18 protein-coding genes and 1 tRNA gene are annotated in these 18,046 nt (G+C 65.8%); 12 read left to right on the top strand and 7 right to left on the bottom strand.

The genetic code is table 11. The annotated features are described in order from the left end of the window. Window positions 1–242: 242 nt before the first annotated feature. Window positions 243–605 carry a hypothetical protein gene (locus D9V29_RS08000; protein ID WP_121672795.1) on the bottom strand — a complete coding sequence of 121 codons (363 nt, stop codon included), beginning with the start codon at window positions 603–605 and terminating at the stop codon, window positions 243–245. Window positions 606–872: 267 nt separating this feature from the next. Here D9V29_RS08000 and D9V29_RS07990 point away from each other — a divergent pair, with 267 nt between their 5' ends. Further along, on the top strand, window positions 873–1,178 hold the full coding sequence (locus D9V29_RS07990) for a helix-turn-helix domain-containing protein (RefSeq protein ID WP_121672827.1): 306 nt from the start codon (window positions 873–875) through the stop codon (window positions 1,176–1,178). Here D9V29_RS07990 and D9V29_RS07985 read toward each other — a convergent pair. Both D9V29_RS07985 and D9V29_RS07980 read right to left on the bottom strand, forming a co-directional pair. Then, window positions 1,138–1,210 (bottom strand) — tRNA-Val (locus D9V29_RS07985). The genes D9V29_RS07990 and D9V29_RS07985 overlap by 41 nt on opposite strands. A gap of 26 nt (window positions 1,211–1,236) precedes the next feature. Further along, window positions 1,237–1,719, bottom strand: coding sequence for a peroxiredoxin (locus D9V29_RS07980; RefSeq protein ID WP_121672794.1), 483 nt, complete (start codon window positions 1,717–1,719; stop codon window positions 1,237–1,239). A gap of 235 nt (window positions 1,720–1,954) precedes the next feature. Between D9V29_RS07980 and aceE the strand changes: the two genes are divergently transcribed. From aceE to D9V29_RS07950, 6 genes are all read left to right on the top strand, one after another. After that, window positions 1,955–4,681, top strand: a complete 2,727-nt coding sequence (gene aceE / locus D9V29_RS07975) for a pyruvate dehydrogenase (acetyl-transferring), homodimeric type (protein ID WP_121672793.1) — start codon at window positions 1,955–1,957, stop codon at window positions 4,679–4,681. An 18-nt stretch (window positions 4,682–4,699) separates the two neighbouring features. Continuing rightward, window positions 4,700–5,899: a PucR family transcriptional regulator gene (locus D9V29_RS07970; RefSeq protein ID WP_121672792.1), complete on the top strand. Its 1,200-nt coding sequence runs from the start codon at window positions 4,700–4,702 to the stop codon at window positions 5,897–5,899. A 103-nt stretch (window positions 5,900–6,002) separates the two neighbouring features. After that, window positions 6,003–6,908, top strand: a complete 906-nt coding sequence (locus D9V29_RS07965; protein ID WP_121672791.1) for an ACP S-malonyltransferase — start codon at window positions 6,003–6,005, stop codon at window positions 6,906–6,908. Window positions 6,909–6,949: 41 nt separating this feature from the next. Next, window positions 6,950–7,954, top strand: a complete 1,005-nt coding sequence (locus D9V29_RS07960; RefSeq protein ID WP_121672790.1) for a beta-ketoacyl-ACP synthase III — start codon at window positions 6,950–6,952, stop codon at window positions 7,952–7,954. A gap of 82 nt (window positions 7,955–8,036) precedes the next feature. After that, window positions 8,037–8,285: an acyl carrier protein gene (locus D9V29_RS07955; RefSeq protein ID WP_090711896.1), complete on the top strand. Its 249-nt coding sequence runs from the start codon at window positions 8,037–8,039 to the stop codon at window positions 8,283–8,285. Window positions 8,286–8,397: 112 nt separating this feature from the next. Next, window positions 8,398–9,633, top strand: a complete 1,236-nt coding sequence (locus D9V29_RS07950) for a beta-ketoacyl-[acyl-carrier-protein] synthase family protein (RefSeq protein ID WP_121672789.1) — start codon at window positions 8,398–8,400, stop codon at window positions 9,631–9,633. Between the two features lie 163 nt (window positions 9,634–9,796). Here D9V29_RS07950 and D9V29_RS07945 read toward each other — a convergent pair whose 3' ends face one another. Continuing rightward, complete coding sequence (locus D9V29_RS07945) at window positions 9,797–10,300, bottom strand: DUF3145 domain-containing protein (RefSeq protein WP_121672826.1); 504 nt, start codon at window positions 10,298–10,300, stop codon at window positions 9,797–9,799. A 226-nt stretch (window positions 10,301–10,526) separates the two neighbouring features. Here D9V29_RS07945 and D9V29_RS07940 point away from each other — a divergent pair, with 226 nt between their 5' ends. The 3 genes from D9V29_RS07940 to D9V29_RS07930 are packed head-to-tail and all read left to right on the top strand — an operon-like array spanning window position 10,527 to window position 14,133. Continuing rightward, window positions 10,527–11,087: a PadR family transcriptional regulator gene (locus tag D9V29_RS07940; protein ID WP_121672788.1), complete on the top strand. Its 561-nt coding sequence runs from the start codon at window positions 10,527–10,529 to the stop codon at window positions 11,085–11,087. Between the two features lie 32 nt (window positions 11,088–11,119). Beyond that, window positions 11,120–11,650 carry a DUF488 domain-containing protein gene (locus D9V29_RS07935; RefSeq protein WP_121672787.1) on the top strand — a complete coding sequence of 177 codons (531 nt, stop codon included), beginning with the start codon at window positions 11,120–11,122 and terminating at the stop codon, window positions 11,648–11,650. Window positions 11,651–11,679: 29 nt separating this feature from the next. Next, window positions 11,680–14,133, top strand: a complete 2,454-nt coding sequence (locus D9V29_RS07930; RefSeq protein ID WP_183084956.1) for an ATP-dependent DNA ligase — start codon at window positions 11,680–11,682, stop codon at window positions 14,131–14,133. Window positions 14,134–14,138: 5 nt separating this feature from the next. Here the strand turns inward: D9V29_RS07930 and D9V29_RS07925 are convergent, their stop codons facing one another. After that, entirely contained in the window at window positions 14,139–14,543 is a 405-nt protein-coding gene (locus D9V29_RS07925; RefSeq protein ID WP_121672785.1) for a four-helix bundle copper-binding protein, read from the bottom strand. Window positions 14,544–14,810: 267 nt separating this feature from the next. Between D9V29_RS07925 and D9V29_RS07920 the strand changes: the two genes are divergently transcribed. Next, window positions 14,811–15,656 carry a DNA/RNA non-specific endonuclease gene (locus D9V29_RS07920; RefSeq protein ID WP_229790343.1) on the top strand — a complete coding sequence of 282 codons (846 nt, stop codon included), beginning with the start codon at window positions 14,811–14,813 and terminating at the stop codon, window positions 15,654–15,656. Between the two features lie 30 nt (window positions 15,657–15,686). Then, complete coding sequence (locus D9V29_RS07915; protein WP_121672824.1) at window positions 15,687–16,253, top strand: GIY-YIG nuclease family protein; 567 nt, start codon at window positions 15,687–15,689, stop codon at window positions 16,251–16,253. Here the strand turns inward: D9V29_RS07915 and D9V29_RS07910 are convergent. Both D9V29_RS07910 and D9V29_RS07905 read right to left on the bottom strand, forming a co-directional pair. Further along, window positions 16,250–17,356, bottom strand: a complete 1,107-nt coding sequence (locus D9V29_RS07910) for a Gfo/Idh/MocA family protein (protein WP_121672784.1) — start codon at window positions 17,354–17,356, stop codon at window positions 16,250–16,252. The two genes, D9V29_RS07915 and D9V29_RS07910, sit on opposite strands and share 4 nt — an antisense overlap. After that, complete coding sequence (locus tag D9V29_RS07905) at window positions 17,341–18,039, bottom strand: ThuA domain-containing protein (protein ID WP_121672783.1); 699 nt, start codon at window positions 18,037–18,039, stop codon at window positions 17,341–17,343. The genes D9V29_RS07910 and D9V29_RS07905 overlap by 16 nt, the downstream gene beginning before the upstream one ends. Window positions 18,040–18,046 lie beyond the last annotated feature (7 nt).

Genomic DNA, 18,046 nt, shown 5'->3' with positions numbered 1-18,046 from the left:
AGACACGCCGAAAAAGTGCTTCGAACTGGCGTGACAGTCTCACCATCGCGAGCACGCGGGCAAAGCCGGCACGTGCTCAGCGGCTACATGGGGTGACGGACGATGTCGGGATCACGGCGGCAATTCGGCCCACCGTACACTCGCAGGATTTCGGGTCCGGGCGCGAGCGGCTGAAGCGGCCATACTTCTGCATCGGGCTGGGAGGAGTATCCACCGGACCTGTACAAACGGTGAGAGGGACCCTACGAGTCCGCGTCGACGATGCCGATGAACCGGCTGCCGATGCCATCGATTTCCGTGCGGGAGTGACCTGGCCGGGGTTCTGGCAGCTCGTCGGAACCGTGGAAATCACAGCTCAGGTAGGCGAACTCTGGCCACCACTTCTTGGGCCTGACTGACTCGGTGAAGCCGCAAATATCGCACGTGAGCGTGACCCAGACGGGCTTCTTCCCGGTGCGATTCGCTCGGGACTGGGCGAGCCAGGCCGGCGGGTTCGCGTCGAGTTCGGCCACCTCTTCTGCGGACAGTCGCCCGGGGATGCCGTGGCGCACCGCCATCTCAAGCGGAATGTCCAAGCGGAGTGCGGCTTCTCGTCGAGTAATCATCTCCGCCCATCGTAAACGACAGCGTGGCGACGCGGGTTCTGGCAAGACCTGGAGGGCACAGAGAACTGGGTCCGCAGCCTGTTCGCCGTCATCCTGATCCTCGGCGTCCTGACCCTGCAGGTCAGCGCCGTATGTATCTCGCAGCTCCTCACGCTCGTGCGGCGGGGTCGCCCTCCTCGTCGTCGTGCTCCGGATGCTTCTCGTCCAGGCGGTCGAGAGGGAAGCGGAAGCACGCGAGCTGCGCTCCGAGCTGAAAGAGGTGATCTGATGCCAATCGTGGTCGACATCGACGTCATGCTCGCGAAGCGCAAGATGGCCGTCGGAACGCTCGCTGATCTGGTCGGGGTCACCCCCGCGAACATCGCCGTCCTCAAGAACGGCCGGGCGAAGGCGGTGCGGTTCACGACCCTCGAGGCGTTGTGCGAGGCACTCGAGTGTCAGCCGGGTGATCTGCTCCGCTGGGAGCCCGGCGACGCGACTCGGTCGTTCACCGACGACGACGCGAATTCGATCCGTCCAGACGCTGAGAGAGTGGGCCCTACCGGGATCGAACCGATGACATCCACGGTGTAAACGTGGCGCTCTACCAGCTGAGCTAAAGGCCCCTCACTGCCGATGGCAGCAGTTCATGTTACACGGCTTCGGCGTGCGTCGACTGCAGGTCCGCGAGCGCGGCCCGGTAGGCAGCGAGAGGTCGAACCTCTCCGGGTGCCGTGATGAACCTGGCCCGGACGATGCCGTCGATGTCGATGAGGAACGTCGCCCGGTTGGCGAAGCCGTTCTCCGGGAGGAACACGCCGTAGTCCGAGCTCACCTCGCCGTGCGGCCAGAAGTCGGCGAGCAGCGCGAAGTCGTAGCCTTCCTGCTCGGCCCAGGCGCGGAGCGCGAACTTGGAGTCCACGGAGATACCGATCAACTCGACGCCGGCATCGGCGAAGAGCTTCAGGTTGTCGCGGAGTTCACACAGTTCGCTCGTGCACCGACCGGAGAACGCAAGCGGGAAGAAGACGAGCGCCACGGACCGTTTGCCGCGGAAGCCGCGGAGGTCGACGTCTTCGCCGAACTGATTCGGCAAGGTGAACTCGGGCGCGGGAGCACCGATCTCGAGGGCCATGTGGCGTCCTTTCAGGCGAGGTGCCTGGTTGGGTTACGGGGAATTCCGCGTCACGCGGAAGGTCCACATGCTAAACCCCGCTGTTGCCCGCGCCAAGCAGCGCCGGTCATGTCGCCTGTCGCGCGCACGAGTCGCTAGGCTGATCAGTGGTGCCAGCGGAGTTCACACCCTGACCTCGGCGACAGATATGCACCGTGAGAACCAGGCACGATCTGCCCATACAGAAAGGTCGACGGTGACTGTAAACGACCAGGACCCATACTCGGTGAACAACTTCGACGCGGACCCGGAAGAGACCGCCGAGTGGCAAGAGTCCCTCGACCAGCTCGTCGCAGCCCACGGCCACGGCCGTGCGCGCGAAATCATGCTGAGCCTCCTCAAGCGCTCGCGTGAATTGCACCTCGGCGTGCCGATGGTCCCGACCACCGACTACATCAACACCATCGCTCCCGAGAACGAACCCGAATTCCCGGGCAACGAAGACATCGAGCGTCGCTACCGTGCCTGGATCCGCTGGAATGCGGCCGTCACGGTGCACCGCGGCCAGCGCCCCGGGATCGGTGTCGGAGGGCACATCTCGACCTACGCCTCTTCGGCGGCCCTCTACGAGGTCGGTTTCAACCACTTCTTCCGCGGCCACGACCACCCGGGCGGTGGCGACCAGATCTTCATCCAGGGCCATGCCTCCCCCGGCACCTACGCCCGCGCCTTCCTCGAAGGACGGATGTCGACGGACCAACTCGACGGCTTCCGCCAGGAGAAGTCACACGCCCCGAGCGGTATTTCGTCGTACCCGCACCCGCGCCTCATGCCGGACTTCTGGCAGTTCCCGACGGTGTCGATGGGCCTCGGCCCAATCAACGCCATCTACCAGGCGCAGGTCAACAAGTACCTCACCAACCGCGGCATCAAGGACGCGAGCGACCAGCAGGTCTGGGCGTTCCTCGGTGACGGCGAAATGGACGAGGTCGAGAGCCGCGGTCAGCTGCAGGTCGCAGCGAATGAAGGCCTCGACAACCTCAACTTCATCATCAACTGCAACCTCCAGCGCCTTGACGGCCCTGTGCGTGGCAACGGCAAGATCATCCAGGAACTGGAGAGCTTCTTCCGCGGTGCTGGCTGGAACGTCATCAAGGTCGTCTGGGGTCGCGAGTGGGATGACCTCCTCGCCAACGACAACAGTGGTGCCCTGCTCAACCTGATGAACGCCACCCCGGACGGCGACTACCAGACCTACAAGGCTGAGAGTGGCGCGTTCGTGCGGGAGCACTTCTTCGGGCGCGACGAGCGCACGCTCAAGCTGGTCGAGAACTACACCGACGAACAGATCTGGAACCTCAAGCGAGGCGGCCACGACTACCGCAAGGTCTATGCGGCATTCAAGGCGGCATCCGAACACAAGGGGCAGCCGACGGTCATCCTGGCGAAGACGGTCAAGGGCTACGGCCTCGGCCCGTCATTTGAGGGGCGCAACGCGACCCACCAGATGAAGAAGATGACGCTGGACAACCTCAAGACGTTCCGTGACGAGATGCGCATCCCCTTCACCGACGCGCAGCTCGAAGAGAACCCGTACCTGCCCCCGTATTACCACCCGGGTGAGCAGGACGAGGCGATCCAGTACCTCCACGAACGTCGTCGCGCGCTCGGCGGATACGTTCCTGAGCGCCGCTCGAAGTACACGCAGCTGAACCTGCCGGACGAGTCCACTTATGCGATCGCGAAGAAGGGTTCTGGCACGCAGGAGATCGCCACCACCATGGCGTTCGTCCGACTGCTCAAGGACCTCATCCGCTCGAAGGACTTCGGCAACCGGATCGTCCCGATCATCCCGGACGAGGCCCGCACCTTCGGTATCGACGCCTTCTTCCCGACGGCGAAGATCTACAACCCGAACGGCCAGCACTACACCTCGGTCGACCGCGAGCTCCTCCTGGCGTACAAGGAAAGCCCGCAGGGCCAGATCCTCCACGTCGGAATCAACGAAGCCGGCGGCGCCGCGGCGTTCACGAACGTCGGAACGTCGTACTCCACCCACGGCGAGCCGCTCATCCCGATCTATGTCTTCTACTCGATGTTCGGATACCAGCGGACCGGAGACGCATTCTGGGCAGCTGGCGACCAGATGACGCGTGGATTCATCATCGGCGCGACCGCGGGACGCACCACCCTCACCGGTGAAGGCCTCCAGCACGCCGACGGACACTCGCCGCTTCTCGCGTCGACGAACCCGGCAACGGTCACATACGACCCGGCATACGGATACGAGATCGGGCACATCATGCGCACCGGTCTCGAGCGGATGTACGGCGGCACGCACGAAGATCCCAACGTGATGTACTACATCACCGTCTACAACGAGCCGATCGTTCAGCCCGCTGAACCGGAGAACCTCGACGTCGACGGACTCGTCCGCGGTATCTACAAGCTCAAGGACTCCGCAGCCGACGGCCCCAAGGCCCAGCTGCTGGCATCCGGCGTCGCTGTGCCGTGGGCACTCGAAGCCCAGGAACTCCTCGAGAAGGACTGGGGTGTTTCGGCGGACGTCTGGTCGGTCACCTCATGGACCGAGCTTCGTCGCGACGGCATCATCGCCGAGGAACACAACTTCCTCAACCCGGATGCCGAGAAGAAGGTCCCGTACGTCACGTCGAAGCTCCAGGGCGCGGACGGTCCGTTCGTTGCCGTCTCCGACTTCATGCACGCGGTCCCCGACTCGATCCGCCAGTTCGTCCCCGGAGACTTCGCCTCACTCGGCGCCGATGACTTCGGTTTCTCGGACACTCGTGCCGCCGCGCGCCGGTACTTCAAGATCGACGGCCCGTCGATGGTCGTGAGGACTCTCGAGCTCCTCGCGGACCGTGGCGAGATCGACCGTTCAGTGCCTGCCCAGGCGATCGAGAAGTACAAGCTGAACGACGTCAACGCGGGGACCACCGGCAACGCCGGTGGCGAGAGCTAGACCATCAGCTCCCCGCTCGTGCCGCGATCCAAAGCAGAAACGCTCGCATGGCTCCGCCGGCTCTCCGGCGAGCTCGCAACGACGACTCTGAAAAAGCTCGAAGACACGCTGCCCTGGTATGCAGAAATGCCGCCGGGGCGGCGGTCCGCGGTCGGGCTGGTCGCGCAAGCCGGTATCAGCTCGTTCATTGCGTGGTTCGACGACCCCAAGTCGACGCCGTGGATTGCGGCGGACGTCTTCGGTGCTGCCCCGCGGGAACTCTTGCGATCAGTGAGTCTGCAGCAGACGCTGCAGCTCATCCGCGTCACCGTCGAGGTCGTCGAAGCGAGGATCAAGGACGGCGGCGCCGAGGACCTGCGTGAAAGCATCCTGCTGTACTCACGGGAAATCGCGTTCGCCGCTGCCGATGTCTACGCCCGTGCAGCCGAGGCCCGCGGCCTCTGGGACGCGCGGCTCGAAGCGCTCGTTGTCGACTCCATCCTCTCCGGTGAAGCCGACGACGAGTTGCCCAGCAGGATCGCGGCACTCGGCTGGCACGGACACGGAGAAGTCGCGGTCCTCGTCGGCACGACGCCTCCGCAGCTCGACGTGGACCAGTTGCGCCGAACCGCTCGGCACATGGCCGCAGATGTTCTCATCGGAGTGCAGGGTGGCCGGCTCGTTCTGGTGATCGGCAGGGCTGAGACGTCCCACGGAGTCGATGATGACGAGATCGGCACCGCCGCGTCACTCAGCTTCGTCGAGATCGCCAGCCAGCTGGAACCCGGCTTCGGTTCCGGTCACCTCGTGCTCGGTCACGCCGTCCCGACCCTCGTTGAAGCCTCGCGAAGCGCACGTGCTGCACTCGCCGGTTTTGCCGTCGCCCGCGCCTGGCGCCACGCACCACGCCCCGTCCAGGCCGACGATCTCTTGCCCGAGCGCGCCCTCGCCGGCGACTCGCTCGCCCGCACGACGCTCATCGAGCGCATCTACAAACCCCTCCAGGCGCACTCCACCGAGCTCGTCACCACCCTGTGGTGCTACCTCGACAACGGACGTTCGCTCGAGGCAACGGCACGCGAACTCTTCGTGCACCCCAACACGGTCCGGTATCGCCTCAAGAGGGTGTCCGACGTCATCGGCTGGGATGCGACGGGAGCGCGCGAAGCGCTCATCCTCCAGTCGGCGCTGATCCTCGGCTCGATCGCCGAACCGGATGCCGTCAAGCGGCGCCGCTGAGCGGCATCCGTTCCCACGCTATGTGGGACATGCACAAGGGTTCCGGTGATTCTTGTGACGCGATCAACACCTCGATCTTCGCGACGATTGGCAGACTGGTACGGTGATTGTTCTCGTATGCCCAGGTCAGGGCTCGCAGACGCCCGGATTCCTCTCCCCGTGGCTGGACGACCCGGCAAACCGGGAACTGCTTGAGCGATACTCCGACGAAGCCGGCCTCGACCTCATCCGCCACGGCACCGAGTCGGACGCCGACACCATCCGCGACACCCGCATCGCCCAGCCGCTCATCGTCGCAGCGGGCCTCGTGACGCTTCGGGCACTCGGGAGCATCCCCCACTCGGTCGGCATCGCCGGCCACAGCGTCGGTGAGATCACTGCGGCCGTCGGGGCCGGCGTCCTCAGCGACACGGCAGCGATGCGATTCGTCGCCGCTCGCGCCACCGCCATGGCGACCGCAGCAGCCGCCGTGCCAACGGGCATGAGCGCTGTGCTCGGCGGAGACGCCGACGCCCTCCTCGCCCGGCTCGATGACCTGGGGCTCGAACCCGCCAATTTCAACGGCGGAGGACAGACGGTCGTCGCCGGAGAACTCGCGTCCCTCGCCGAACTCGCCGCCACCCCCCTCGCAGGAACCCGGGTAGTACCCCTGCAGGTCGCCGGAGCTTTCCACACGCGGTACATGGCTGATGCCCGTATCGAGCTGGCGTCGACCGCCCAGTCGGTCACGGCATCCGACCCAGCGCGTCCGCTGTGGACCAACGCCGACGGCTCGCGAATCGAATCCGGCGACCGGTTCGTCGAACTCCTCGTGCAGCAGGTGGCGTCACCGGTCCGCTGGGATTTGACCATGGCCGGAATGCTCGACGCCGGCGTCACCGGAATCATCGAACTCGCACCGGCCGGTGCCCTCACTGGACTCGCCCGTCGCGGTCTCAAGGGAATCCCTGCCGTCGGCATCAAGTCCCCTGACGATCTCCAGTCCGCCCTCGACCTGCTCGCAGCCTGACACTCTTCTTCCCGACACATCACCGCAACGAGAGAGACGCCTTGACCACACCCACCCTCCGGCAGTCCCAGGGCCCCGCCTTCACCCGCATCCTCGGATTCGGCGCGGCGCGAGGGGACCTCTCTGTCCCCAACGATGACCTCATCGGCCCCATCGACTCGTCAGACGAGTGGATCCGCCAGCGCACGGGCATCATCACCCGCACCCGCGCGAGCCAGGACCTGTCGGCAACGGACCTCGCGACGGACGCTGCTGTCGAAGCGATCCGGGTCTCCGGCGTCGACGCGGACAAGATCGACGCCGTCATCATCGCAACGATCTCGAACACCCAGCAGACGCCGTCCATGGCCGCCGTCGTCGCCGACCGGGTCGGGTCGAATCCGGCCGCCGCGTATGACGTGAACGCCGCCTGCGCCGGTTACCCGTACGCTATAGCCCAGGCTGACGCGCTGATCCGCTCGGGTGCCGCACGCTACGTTCTCGTCGTCGGCGCCGAAAAGCTCTCGGATGTCGTCGACCCCGCCGACCGTTCGATCTCATTCCTCCTCGGAGACGGCGCCGGCGCTGCTGTTGTGGGTCCCAGCGACTTCCCCGGGATCGCACCAACGGTGTGGGGTTCTGACGGGTCGAAGGCCGGGGCCGTCGGCATGAACGCCACCCTGCAGCAATACCGCCGGGGCGAAGCCGAATGGCCGACCCTGCGGCAGGAGGGCCAGACGGTCTTCCGCTGGGCCGTCTGGGACATGGCCAAGGTCGCCAAGCAGGCACTCGAGGCCGCAGGCATCACCGCCGACCAGCTCGCAGCGTTCATCCCGCACCAGGCGAACATGCGCATCATCGATGAGTTCGCCAAGCAGCTCAAGCTCCCCGACACCGTCGCCATCGGGCGCGACATCGAGACGACAGGCAACACCTCTGCCGCGTCGATCCCGCTCGCTGCACATCGCCTTCTCGAGGAACACCCGGAGCTCAGCGGAGGTCTTGCCCTGCAGATCGGCTTCGGCGCGGGCCTCGTTTTCGCCGCCCAGGTCGTCGTCCTGCCCTAAATCCCGCTCAACAGCGCGGGTTCCTCGTGCTGCCACCCCCATAGACTGTTGCACGGTCAATCGATACTCAAGGAGAAACACCATGGCACTGTCCACCGAAGAAGTCCTCGCCGGTCTGGCTGAACTCGTCAACGACGAGACCGGAATCGCCGCCGACACCGTCGAGCTCGACAAGTCCTTCACGGACGACCTCGACATCGACTCCATCTCGATGATGACGATCGTCGTCAACGCTGAAGAGAAGTTCGACGTCAAGATCCCCGACGAAGAGGTCAAGAACCTCAAGACCGTTGGCGACGCCGTCGACTTCATCGTCAAGGCGCAGGCCTAAACCCTTTGCAGTGATGCACGGAAGACCGGGGCGAGCGAACGCCCGGCCCGGTCTTCGTGCATCGCGGACGCTGTTTCCTTCGTATCGCTGACCAAGCACCAGGAGAGTTCCCATGACCAAGAAGATCGTCGTCACCGGCATCGGCGCCAGCTCCCCCCTCGGAGGAACGGCACCGGAATCGTGGAGTGCTCTCCTCGCAGGCGAGTCCGGCATCCGCGCCCTCGAACACGAGTGGGTCGCCGAACACAACCTTCCCGTGACTTTCGCCGGTGAAGCCAAGGTTCGCCCGTCCGAGGTTCTCGAACGCCAGGAGGTCAAGCGCCTCGACCCGTCGAGCCAGTTCGCCCTCGTCTCGGCGCGTGAAGCCTGGGCTGACGCCGGCTCACCCGACGTCGACCCTCTCCGCGTCGGAGTCGACTACTCCACCGGCATCGGTGGGCTGTGGACCCTCCTCGACGCCTGGGACACACTCAAAGCCAAGGGGCCTCGTCGCGTTCTTCCCATGACGATTCCCATGCTCATGCCCAACGCCGCGTCCGCGGCGATCAGCATGTCCATCCCCTCGCGGGCATACTCCCGCACGGATGTCTCGGCCTGCGCATCAAGCACCGAGGCCATCGCGAATGCCTACGAACACCTGCAGGCAGGGCTGGCCGACGTCGTCATCGCCGGCGGAACCGAAGCCGTAGTTCACCCGCTCCCCATCGCATCCTTCGCGGCCATGCAGGCACTGTCGCGTCGTAACGACTCCCCGGAGACGGCATCCCGCCCCTACGACGTCTCACGCGACGGATTCGTGCTCGGTGAGGGCGCGGCATCCGTCGTTCTCGAGACCGAAGAACACGCCCTCGCCCGTGGCGCCCGGATCTACGCCGAACTCGCCGGCGGCTCCGTCACCAGTGACTCGTACCACATCACCGCGCCGGACCCCGAGGGTTCAGCGGCTGCCCGTGCCATGCTCGCGGCGATCGACGCGGCAGGGGCGAGCGTCACAGACGTGAACCACATCAACGCGCACGCTACGAGTACTCCTGTCGGCGACATCGCCGAATACAACGCGCTTCTGCGGGTGTTCGGCGACCACCTGCCGAACATCGCCGTGTCGGCGACGAAGGCGTCCACCGGTCACCTGCTGGGAGGCACAGGCGCACTCGAGGCGATCTTCACCATCCTCGCGCTCCACAACCGGACGGCTCCCCCGACGATCAACCTCACCGAGCAGGACCCTGCGATCCCGCTCGACGTGGTCACCTCTCCGCGGGATCTCGGCTCGGGCGACCTCCTCGCCATCAGCAACTCCTTCGGGTTCGGTGGCCACAACGCGGTCGTCGCATTCCGGAGCTACTAGGCACGAGAGCCTGAGTAGAACGACAGAACCCCCGGCGGAGCATCCGTCGGGGGTTCTTCTGTTCACAGGATCAACGCTGTTTCACCGACGAACCGACCGGGAAATCACCAACCGGAGCGCCTCGGGCCACACACGTGGATCCTGCAGCTGGGACGTCGTCGTGTCAGCCCACCTTGTGCAGCCAGATAACGGACGAGTCATCGGAGGCATGACGGAACGGCTCGAGCTCGTCGTCCCAGGCCTGACCGAGGGCGATTCGCAGTTCGCGGTGGAGTTCGTCCGCATTCGCGCCAGCCACTTCCATGGCGTAGCGCACCCGGTCCTCGGGAATGACGACGTTGCCGGCCGTGTCGGTCTGGGCGAAGAAGATGCCGAGATCGGGAGTGTGCAGCCAGCGGCCACCGTCGGAGGCGGGCGTCGCATCTTCAGTCACTTCGAAACGGAGGTGTTCCCATCCGTGCAGTGCGGAGGCCAGGGCGGCGCCCATCCCCTGGTAGCCCTCCCAGTAGAACTCGGCGCGCTGAGCCCCTTTGAGGACCGGCTGGTCCTCCCAGGCGAAGTTCACGGCACGACCAAGAGCGCGACCAGCTGCCCACTCAACGTGCGGGCAGAGCGCGCGCGGTGAGGAGTGAACCAAAATTACCCCTCGTGCAACAGATGCCACCATGTTCTCCTCCATCTCCTGTGGTACGTCTTCCCCAACGACCATGGAGATGCGCGGATTTCGCGGCATCGTATGAAATTGTCGGCACAGTGCCGTTGCAGTAATTATGCCGTAGTCCCACGCGAAATCACAACGATGTGATTCGAGTTGTGGTAAAGAGCCCGCAGACCCGCCACACCGCATTGACGTATACCCGGTATAGTGAACGCAGGCGAGTTCAGGAGGCGGCATGGCGGTTCGGGACGGCATTCTCGCGATTCTCTCGCTCGGTTCGGGCTACGGTCTCGCACTTCGCGATGAAATCGCGGCACGGGCCCCGCACCGCTCCGACCTCAACGTCGGCCAGGTCTACAGCACCCTGGAGCGCCTTCGACGCGACGGGCTGGTTGCGACCGGCACGACGACCGACGACAACCTGCCCCTGTACAGCCTCACTCCGGCGGGGAAAGAAGCCGTCGCCGCCTGGCTGGAACGCCCGTCCGACGCCGACCCTCGCGCGTGGACCGATTTCCTCGACCAGGTTCTTCTCGGGTCGAGCATCCCGGGAACCGACTGGTCGGCGCTCCTCGACCGGCACTTGTCGAACTGGCAGGCGGCGCGTGCCGAGGCAGATGCGGCGCCCGCTTCCGACCGGATTGCTTCAGCCCGCCGCCACTGGGCATCAGCTGCACTGGCGTGGCTCGACGACACCCGGGCGGTGTTCACCGAGACCGATCCTGCATTGCCGCTGCGTAGCATCCGCCCGTCGCGCGGTCGGCGACCCGGCCAGACCGGCTTGTCCACGCCTTGAGCACGTTCCGGAACGGCGATACGCTGCCCGGCATGACCCGGATATTCACCGTGGGGCACTCGACCCACCCGATCAAAGAATTCGCCGGAATTCTCGACGCCCACGGCGTGACGCAGGTGGTGGATATCCGCACGATCCCCAAGTCCAGGCACAACCCTCAATTCGGTGAGGACGCGATGGCGAAGAGCCTGCCCACATTCGGCATTGGCTACCGGCGCCTTTCAGCACTCGGCGGGCTTCGGCACACCACGGCGGAGTCCGTGAACATGGGCTGGCGCAACACGTCATTCCGCGGCTACGCGGACTACATGCAGACGGATGCCTTCACCCACGGGATCGATGAGCTGCTGACGCTTGCCGACGAGAGGAGCGTCGCCATCATGTGTGCGGAAGCAGTGCCGTGGCGCTGCCACCGTTCGCTCGTCGGCGATGCCTTGCTCGTGCGCGGTATCGAGGTCAGCGACATTTTCAGTGCAACGTCTGCCAAGCCGCACACGCTCACGCGGTTCGCGTCCGTCGACGGACTGTCGATCACCTATCCCCCGACCCCCGAGCCGGTGTAATCGTGGCAGCGCGCGGAAACGGCAGGCAAATGGTCGACGTCGACGGCAGGCGGATCGCCGTCACTAATCTCGACAAGGTGATGTACCCGGAGACGGGCACCACCAAAGCCGATGTCCTGCGGTATTACGCCGAGATCGCCGACGTGATGGTTCCGTACACGGCGAACCGCCCGGCGACACGCAAACGGTGGGTTCATGGAGTCGGAACCGCGCGGCATCCGGGCGAGGTTTTCTACCAGAAGAATCTGGATGAATCGGCGCCGGGATGGGTGGCCCGACGCTCCATTGAGCACAGCAGCGGACCCAACGAATATCCCCTCGTCAACGACCGGGCAACACTCGCCTGGCTGGCCCAGATGTCTGCCCTGGAGATCCACGTTCCCCAGTGGCAGTTTGAACGCACCGGCGGTCGTCGCAAACCGGACCGGCTCGTGCTCGACCTGGACCCGGGCCCCGGGGTCACCCTCTCGGATTGCGCCGACGTCGCCCGGCTCGCCCGTGACATCCTCGTCGACATGGACCTCGAACCGCTGCCAGTGACGAGCGGGAGCAAAGGCATCCACCTGTACGCCCCCCTCGACGGGCGGTGGAGTTCCGACCAGGTGTCAGCGGTAGCGCACGAACTGGCGCGTGCTCTCGAGGCCGACCACAAGGACCTCGTCGTCAGCGACATGAAGAAGTCGCTGCGCACGGGAAAGGTCCTCGTCGACTGGAGCCAGAACAACCAGGCCAAGACGACGATCGCCCCGTACTCTCTGCGGGGCCGGCTGACCCCGATGGTCGCGGCCCCTCGCACGTGGGAAGAGCTCGACGACCCGGATCTCGAACAGCTTGACTTCGAGGAGGTACTCGACCGTGTCAGGGAGCATGGTGACCTGCTTGCGCCCCTTCTCGTGTCTCGTGATGCCGGCCTCGAGCCAACCCCCGAGCATCTCGCCAGCTTCGATGCGACCCCGGAATCTCGCGACCGGCTCGCGAAATACCGAAGCATGCGGGACGGGTCGAAGACGCCTGAGCCGGTTCCGGATGCCGCGGCGCGCCCGTCGAGCGGGAACTCCTTCGTGATCCAGGAACACCATGCCCGACGGCTGCACTATGACTTCCGCCTCGAACATGAGGGCGTGCTGGTCTCCTGGGCGGTCCCGAAAGGACCACCGCTGGACAGTGACGAGAACCACCTCGCCGTTCAGACGGAGGACCACCCACTGGAATATGGCACGTTCGAGGGCGTGATCCCGAAAGGCGAGTACGGCGCCGGGGATGTGAAGATCTGGGATGCGGGCACATTCGAGCTGGAGAAATGGCGCGAGGGCAAGGAGGTCATCGCCACCCTGACCGGTCAGCCGGATGGCGGACTCGGCGGCAAACCGCGCAAATACGCCCTCATCCATACGAGTCGCCCCGGTGCCGAGAACAACTGGCTGATTCACCTGATGGATCCGGACCGCAAGAAGAAGACCCCTTCGAAACGGCGATCGCCGGCGCCCGCCGCCCTCGCCGCCGACGCTCCGGATGACGTTGCACCGCTCTCCCGACCGCTCCGCGCCCCGATGCTCGCAACGGCCGGGACGGCATCCGACCTCGACCCCGATGCGGACTGGGCACTGGAGATGAAATGGGACGGCTACCGGGCCGTCATCTACGTCGACGGAGACGAGGTGTGGCTGAAGAGCCGCTCGGGTAAAGACCTCACTGCGACGTTCCCCGAATTGCTGAAGCCCATCAGGGAGGCGGTGAAGCCTGCCTCCGTCGTGCTCGACGGGGAGGTCGTCGCGCTGGACCGTAAAGGTCGACCGAATTTCGGATTTCTCCAGTCCCGGGCCGGGTTGACCGAGGACGAATCCGCGGCACGGTCAGCAAGCATCGAACTCATGCTGTTCGACCTGCTGGAACTCGAGGGGCACGACATCACCGCCGACGAGTACGACGTGCGCCGTGCGGCGTTGCGGGCGAGCGTCGTGCCCACAGGACCAGTTCAGGTTTCGGAGGAATTCGACGGTGACATCGAGGCCGCTCTTGCTTCGAGTACCTCGCTCGGCCTCGAGGGCGTCATCGCGAAGGAACGCGACAGTCGATACACCGAGGGCAAACGCTCGCGCGCCTGGATCAAGCTCAAGCATCAGCGCATGCAGGAAGTGGTCGTGGTGGGCTGGCGCGCCGGCGGAGGCAGCGCCGCGGGCGGGATCGGGTCGCTCGTCCTCGGGATACCGGATGCCGCCGGCATCCGGTACGCAGGACGCGTCGGTACGGGTTTCTCCGACGCTGAACGCAGGTCCCTGGTGACGCGATTCCGGTCGATGGCCCGCGAGAAACCGCCGGTGCATGACGCTCCGCGCGACGAGTTGCTGCACGTGCACTGGATCGAGCCTGAGCTGGTCGGCGAGGTTACCTTCATGGAGTGGACGAGTGCTGGCTCGCTCCGGCACTCCTCGTGGCGCGGCTGGCGGCCTGACAAGTCGCCGGAGGAGGTGCGGGTCGAATAACGGCGTCAGAGGCTCTCGAGGAGCCGGACGCACGCGGCCTCGCAGCGGCGGCAGGCTTCAGCGCAGACCCGGCAGTGGGCATAACCTTCCGCGTCAGCCTCGCATGCCTCAGCCGCGAGGCTGCTGGCCGCCCGCGTCGCAGCGAGAAGCGCCCGGCGAAGGTTGCCGTCGTACCGAGAGTGCCGCGACAGAACTTTGGCGGCGGCGCTGCTCACGTCGGCGCAATCAAGGGCGAGCCGGATGCAGTCGCTGAGCGCCGCGACCTCGGGCTCGCTCAGGCACGATTCGGCGCAGGACGTGCAGGCCTGGGAACACTCGAGGCAGGCCTCGATGCAGTCGGCCAGCGCCGACGGATCACCCAGTTCACTGCTGCGCGGATCAGCCCGAAGCATCGACGTCGCGTAACTCATGACATCCCCCTTTGCGCGGGCGTCTGGCTCGACCGACCGCTTCTGCTCGAAGGCTAGGGCGGCGAACGCGTTAAGTCACCCCCTTTCCCCGGCGCATCGAACGTGCATGGCGGGATGCGGCAAGGTCCCGTCCGGCGCCCTCAGGATCGTCTGATCACTCAATTCGGACGCACGCACCCGGTACGCCGGGTGATTTCGACCGCAACGGATGAACGGGTCGTCGCCCGGACAGGTGCGGCTGTCGGATGCCGGTGCTTAGCTGGGGTCATGCCGAACACCACGCCTGCCGACGGTTACAACCCTGACTTCCTCGCGATCGCGGTCCCACTCCCCCGAACGGCTCGCGCGGTGATGGAACTCGACTACACGCACTTCACTGTTCTGCTCGACACCGGCAGAAGGCTGGCCGCGGCCACTGCCGTGAACATCGACGGAACATCACTTGTGGATGTTCCGCGCGGCGACGACTGGCACCTCGACTCCCGTGTCGCCGAGAACGAGCAGGCGGGCCCTGAGCTCTACCGCCGGAATGACCTCGACCGCGGGCACCTCGTGCGTCGGCGCGATCCGGTGTGGGGAGCACCGGTCGAGGCCGCCCGGGCGAACCGTGACACCTTCGCCTATACCAACGCCGCTCCACAGGCCGCCCAGTTCAACCAGTCCAAAGAGCTCTGGCTCGGCCTCGAGGACTACCTCCTCGGCTACGCCGACGCCACTGAGCAGCGACTCGACGTGTTCACCGGTTCCGTGCTCGCCGACGACGACCCGGTTTACCGCGGTATCGGCATCCCTCGGGCATTCTGGAAGGTCGCCGCGTGGACCACTCCGGGCGACGCTCCGACACTCGCGTCCACCGCCTACCTCCTCGACCAGAGCCCGCAACTCGATGAGATCGACCTCACCGAGGCGCGACTCAGGGCGCGATCGACGGATGCTCCGCCGCCCCTCGGTCCGTTCCGCACGTTCCAGGTGCCCGTGAGGGACCTCGAGGAGGCAACGGGTCTCGACTTCGGCGGGTTGGTTGCTGCCGACAGACTCGAGCGCGTGCAGGGCATCCGTCCGCGGGCGGAGGGCTGGGTCCCACTCGAGACGTTCGGTGACATCCGTGTCTGACTGTCGCGCACACGGACGAGGTGACGGATGATGACCGACCGACGGTGTGTTGCGACTTCGCCAGACGGTGAGGGCTGCGGCGAGCACGTCGAGCCAGGTGCTCCGCTCGACCTGTGTGGCGCCCACTTCGAGGTCGCCCACGACTGGGTCGCCCAGACGTCCGGCACGACGGACCTGCTTCCGTCACCGTGCGTCGCCTGCGGGTCGCGGCTCGGGGTGCGGTACCCCTCCGGCTGGTTGTGCGCGGTGTGCGAATGGCGAGTCGGCGATGCACCTGACGGCGAAACCGTCGACCCACGACTCGACGTCGTCTACTACCTGCGGTTCGGCGACCGGATCAAGATTGGAACGTCGGCGAATCCTCGCCAGCGGTTCGCCGGCATCCGACACGACGAAGTTCTCGCGTTCGAACCAGGCAACCGGCTCACCGAGCGGAGGCGGCACCGGCAGTTTGCCGCCTACCGGCTCGGCACGTCCGAGTGGTTCGCGCCTCACCCGGAGATCCTCGCCCACATCGACGTCCTGCGCGCCGGGATCGACGATCCGTGGGCGCAGTACGCGTTGTGGCGCAGCCAGAAGGCGGCGTTGCGCGGCTAGGCCCGCACGCTCAACTCGGTCAGCGGGACCGCTGCCGGCCGCTCGCAGGTGCTTTCGATCGTCACCGACTGACCGGAGTGAGCGGACTTCAGCACCGACTCCATGACGTCGAGCGCGTGATAGGCGAGCCGCCCACTCGCGCGCGGTTCGGCATCCGTCTCGGTGAGGGCGAGGTCCTGGAGCCCGATCCCGCGGCTTGCGTCGACGTAGCCTGCCGAGACCGGAAGGATCTCCCAGTCCGTCGACCCGAGCGAGCGCAATTTCACGTCTCCGTCGAAGCGATTCGGGTCGGGGACGATGAGCGAACCGGTCTCGCCGTGGATCTCGATATTCGCGGCCTGGGTGGCGACGGCGTCGAAGCTCATGACGAGGGTCGACAGGGCACCTGACTCGTGCACGAGCACGCCGGTGACGTGGGTGTCCGTCGTCACCGGGATGACTTCGCCCTCCCGCGGGCCGGAGCCGATCGTGCGGCTCGTCCTCGTGTGGCTGGCCGCTCCGATGACGGATGCCACGGGGCCGAGCAGTGTGATGAGCGCCGAGACGTAGTACGGGCCCATGTCGAGCAGTGGGCCACCGCCAGGCACGTAGTAGAAGTCCGGGTTGGGGTGCCAGCGTTCATGCCCTGGCGTCATCATCGTGGCGGTCGCCGAGATCGGGCGGCCGATCAGTCCGTCGTCGATGGCTCGGCGAGCGGTCTGGGTGCCTGTTCCCAGAACGGTGTCCGGGGCGCAGCCAACGGTGATGCCCGCTTCTGCTGCAGCCGCGAGAACCGTTGCCGCCTGCTCGGAGTTGGCGGCCAGGGGCTTTTCGCCATAGACGATCTTGCCGGCGGCAAGGGCCTGCAGCGCGATCGGGGCGTGCGCCGCGGGGATGGTGAGGTTCAGCACGAGCTGAACCTCGTCGTCCGCCATCAGTTCGTCCACGCTCAGCGAGCGGACACCGGGGTGCTCGGCCGCGACGGCATCAGCGCGTGACCGGTCGAGGTCGGCGACGGCAACGAGCCGTACAGCGTCGAGCCTCGGGAACGTCTCGAGGTAGGCGCCGATGATGTGGCCGCAGCCGACGATTCCGACGTTCAGGGGGTTCAGCGGCTCGCCCACAGCATGCCCCTTTCGATGATGGTGCGGACGTTCTCGTCCTGAAGGACCTCAACCGAGTGGCCAGGCGTCGCGACGAAGATCTTGCCCTTGCCCCACTGTCGTGTCCAGATCGCGGGCGAGACGACGGGACGAGTCCACGCGTCCCATTCCCGCGCAGGAAGGGTCGTCGTGGCGAGCACGTCGATGTAGTCGTCGCTGAGCACCCAGTACTGCTCGGTGGTCAGATCGAAATCGGAGATTCCCTCGGTGATGGGGTGGCTTGCCGCGGCATCCGTCATCTCGACCCGGTAGTCGATGTAGTTGTCCGAGGCATCACCGATGCGCTCGTCGGGGTGTTTTCCGGGGTGGCAGGCGAACTGCCCGCCGATGAGGTGCAGGTAGTCGGAGTTGTTGCGGTACGAGTCGGCAATACCGCCGTGCCACCCCGCCATGCCGGTTCCCGCCTCGATGGCGGTACGCAAGCCCGCGAACTCGTCCTTTTCGATCGTGTTCATGGTGTTGCACTGCACGATGAGGTCGACGGTTGCCATGTAGTCCGCGTCGGCGTAAACGGCCGGGCTTTCTTCGACCCGCACTTCGAAGCCAGAGGCTTCGAGGAAAGGCAGAAAGAGGTTGGTGGCTTCGACGGGCTGATGGCCGTCCCAGCCTCCTCGGACCACGAGGGCGGTGCGGGCGTTTGTCATAGATGGT

This window comes from Mycetocola manganoxydans (assembly GCF_003667545.1).
Classification (GTDB): Bacteria; Actinomycetota; Actinomycetes; order Actinomycetales; family Microbacteriaceae; genus Mycetocola_A; species Mycetocola_A manganoxydans.
This window is presented reverse-complemented; position numbering and strand designations above follow the sequence as displayed.

Bases quoted from the DNA above. Each gene is read 5' to 3' on its own strand.
- D9V29_RS07905 (WP_121672783.1), bottom strand. From the start codon at position 18,039: ATGACAAACGCCCGCACCGCCCTCGTGGTCCGAGGAGGCTGGGACGGC.
- D9V29_RS07925 (WP_121672785.1), bottom strand. From the start codon at position 14,543: ATGAGTTACGCGACGTCGATGCTTCGGGCTGATCCGCGCAGCAGTGAA.
- D9V29_RS07980 (WP_121672794.1), bottom strand. From the start codon at position 1,719: ATGGCCCTCGAGATCGGTGCTCCCGCGCCCGAGTTCACCTTGCCGAAT.
- D9V29_RS08000 (WP_121672795.1), bottom strand. From the start codon at position 605: ATGATTACTCGACGAGAAGCCGCACTCCGCTTGGACATTCCGCTTGAG.
- D9V29_RS07915 (WP_121672824.1), top strand. From the start codon at position 15,687: ATGACCGACCGACGGTGTGTTGCGACTTCGCCAGACGGTGAGGGCTGC.
- D9V29_RS07930 (WP_183084956.1), top strand. From the start codon at position 11,680: ATGGTCGACGTCGACGGCAGGCGGATCGCCGTCACTAATCTCGACAAG.
- D9V29_RS07945 (WP_121672826.1), bottom strand. From the start codon at position 10,300: ATGGTGGCATCTGTTGCACGAGGGGTAATTTTGGTTCACTCCTCACCG.
- D9V29_RS07935 (WP_121672787.1), top strand. From the start codon at position 11,120: ATGACCCGGATATTCACCGTGGGGCACTCGACCCACCCGATCAAAGAA.
- D9V29_RS07990 (WP_121672827.1), top strand. From the start codon at position 873: ATGCCAATCGTGGTCGACATCGACGTCATGCTCGCGAAGCGCAAGATG.
- D9V29_RS07950 (WP_121672789.1), top strand. From the start codon at position 8,398: ATGACCAAGAAGATCGTCGTCACCGGCATCGGCGCCAGCTCCCCCCTC.
- D9V29_RS07955 (WP_090711896.1), top strand. From the start codon at position 8,037: ATGGCACTGTCCACCGAAGAAGTCCTCGCCGGTCTGGCTGAACTCGTC.
- D9V29_RS07920 (WP_229790343.1), top strand. From the start codon at position 14,811: ATGCCGAACACCACGCCTGCCGACGGTTACAACCCTGACTTCCTCGCG.
- D9V29_RS07940 (WP_121672788.1), top strand. From the start codon at position 10,527: ATGGCGGTTCGGGACGGCATTCTCGCGATTCTCTCGCTCGGTTCGGGC.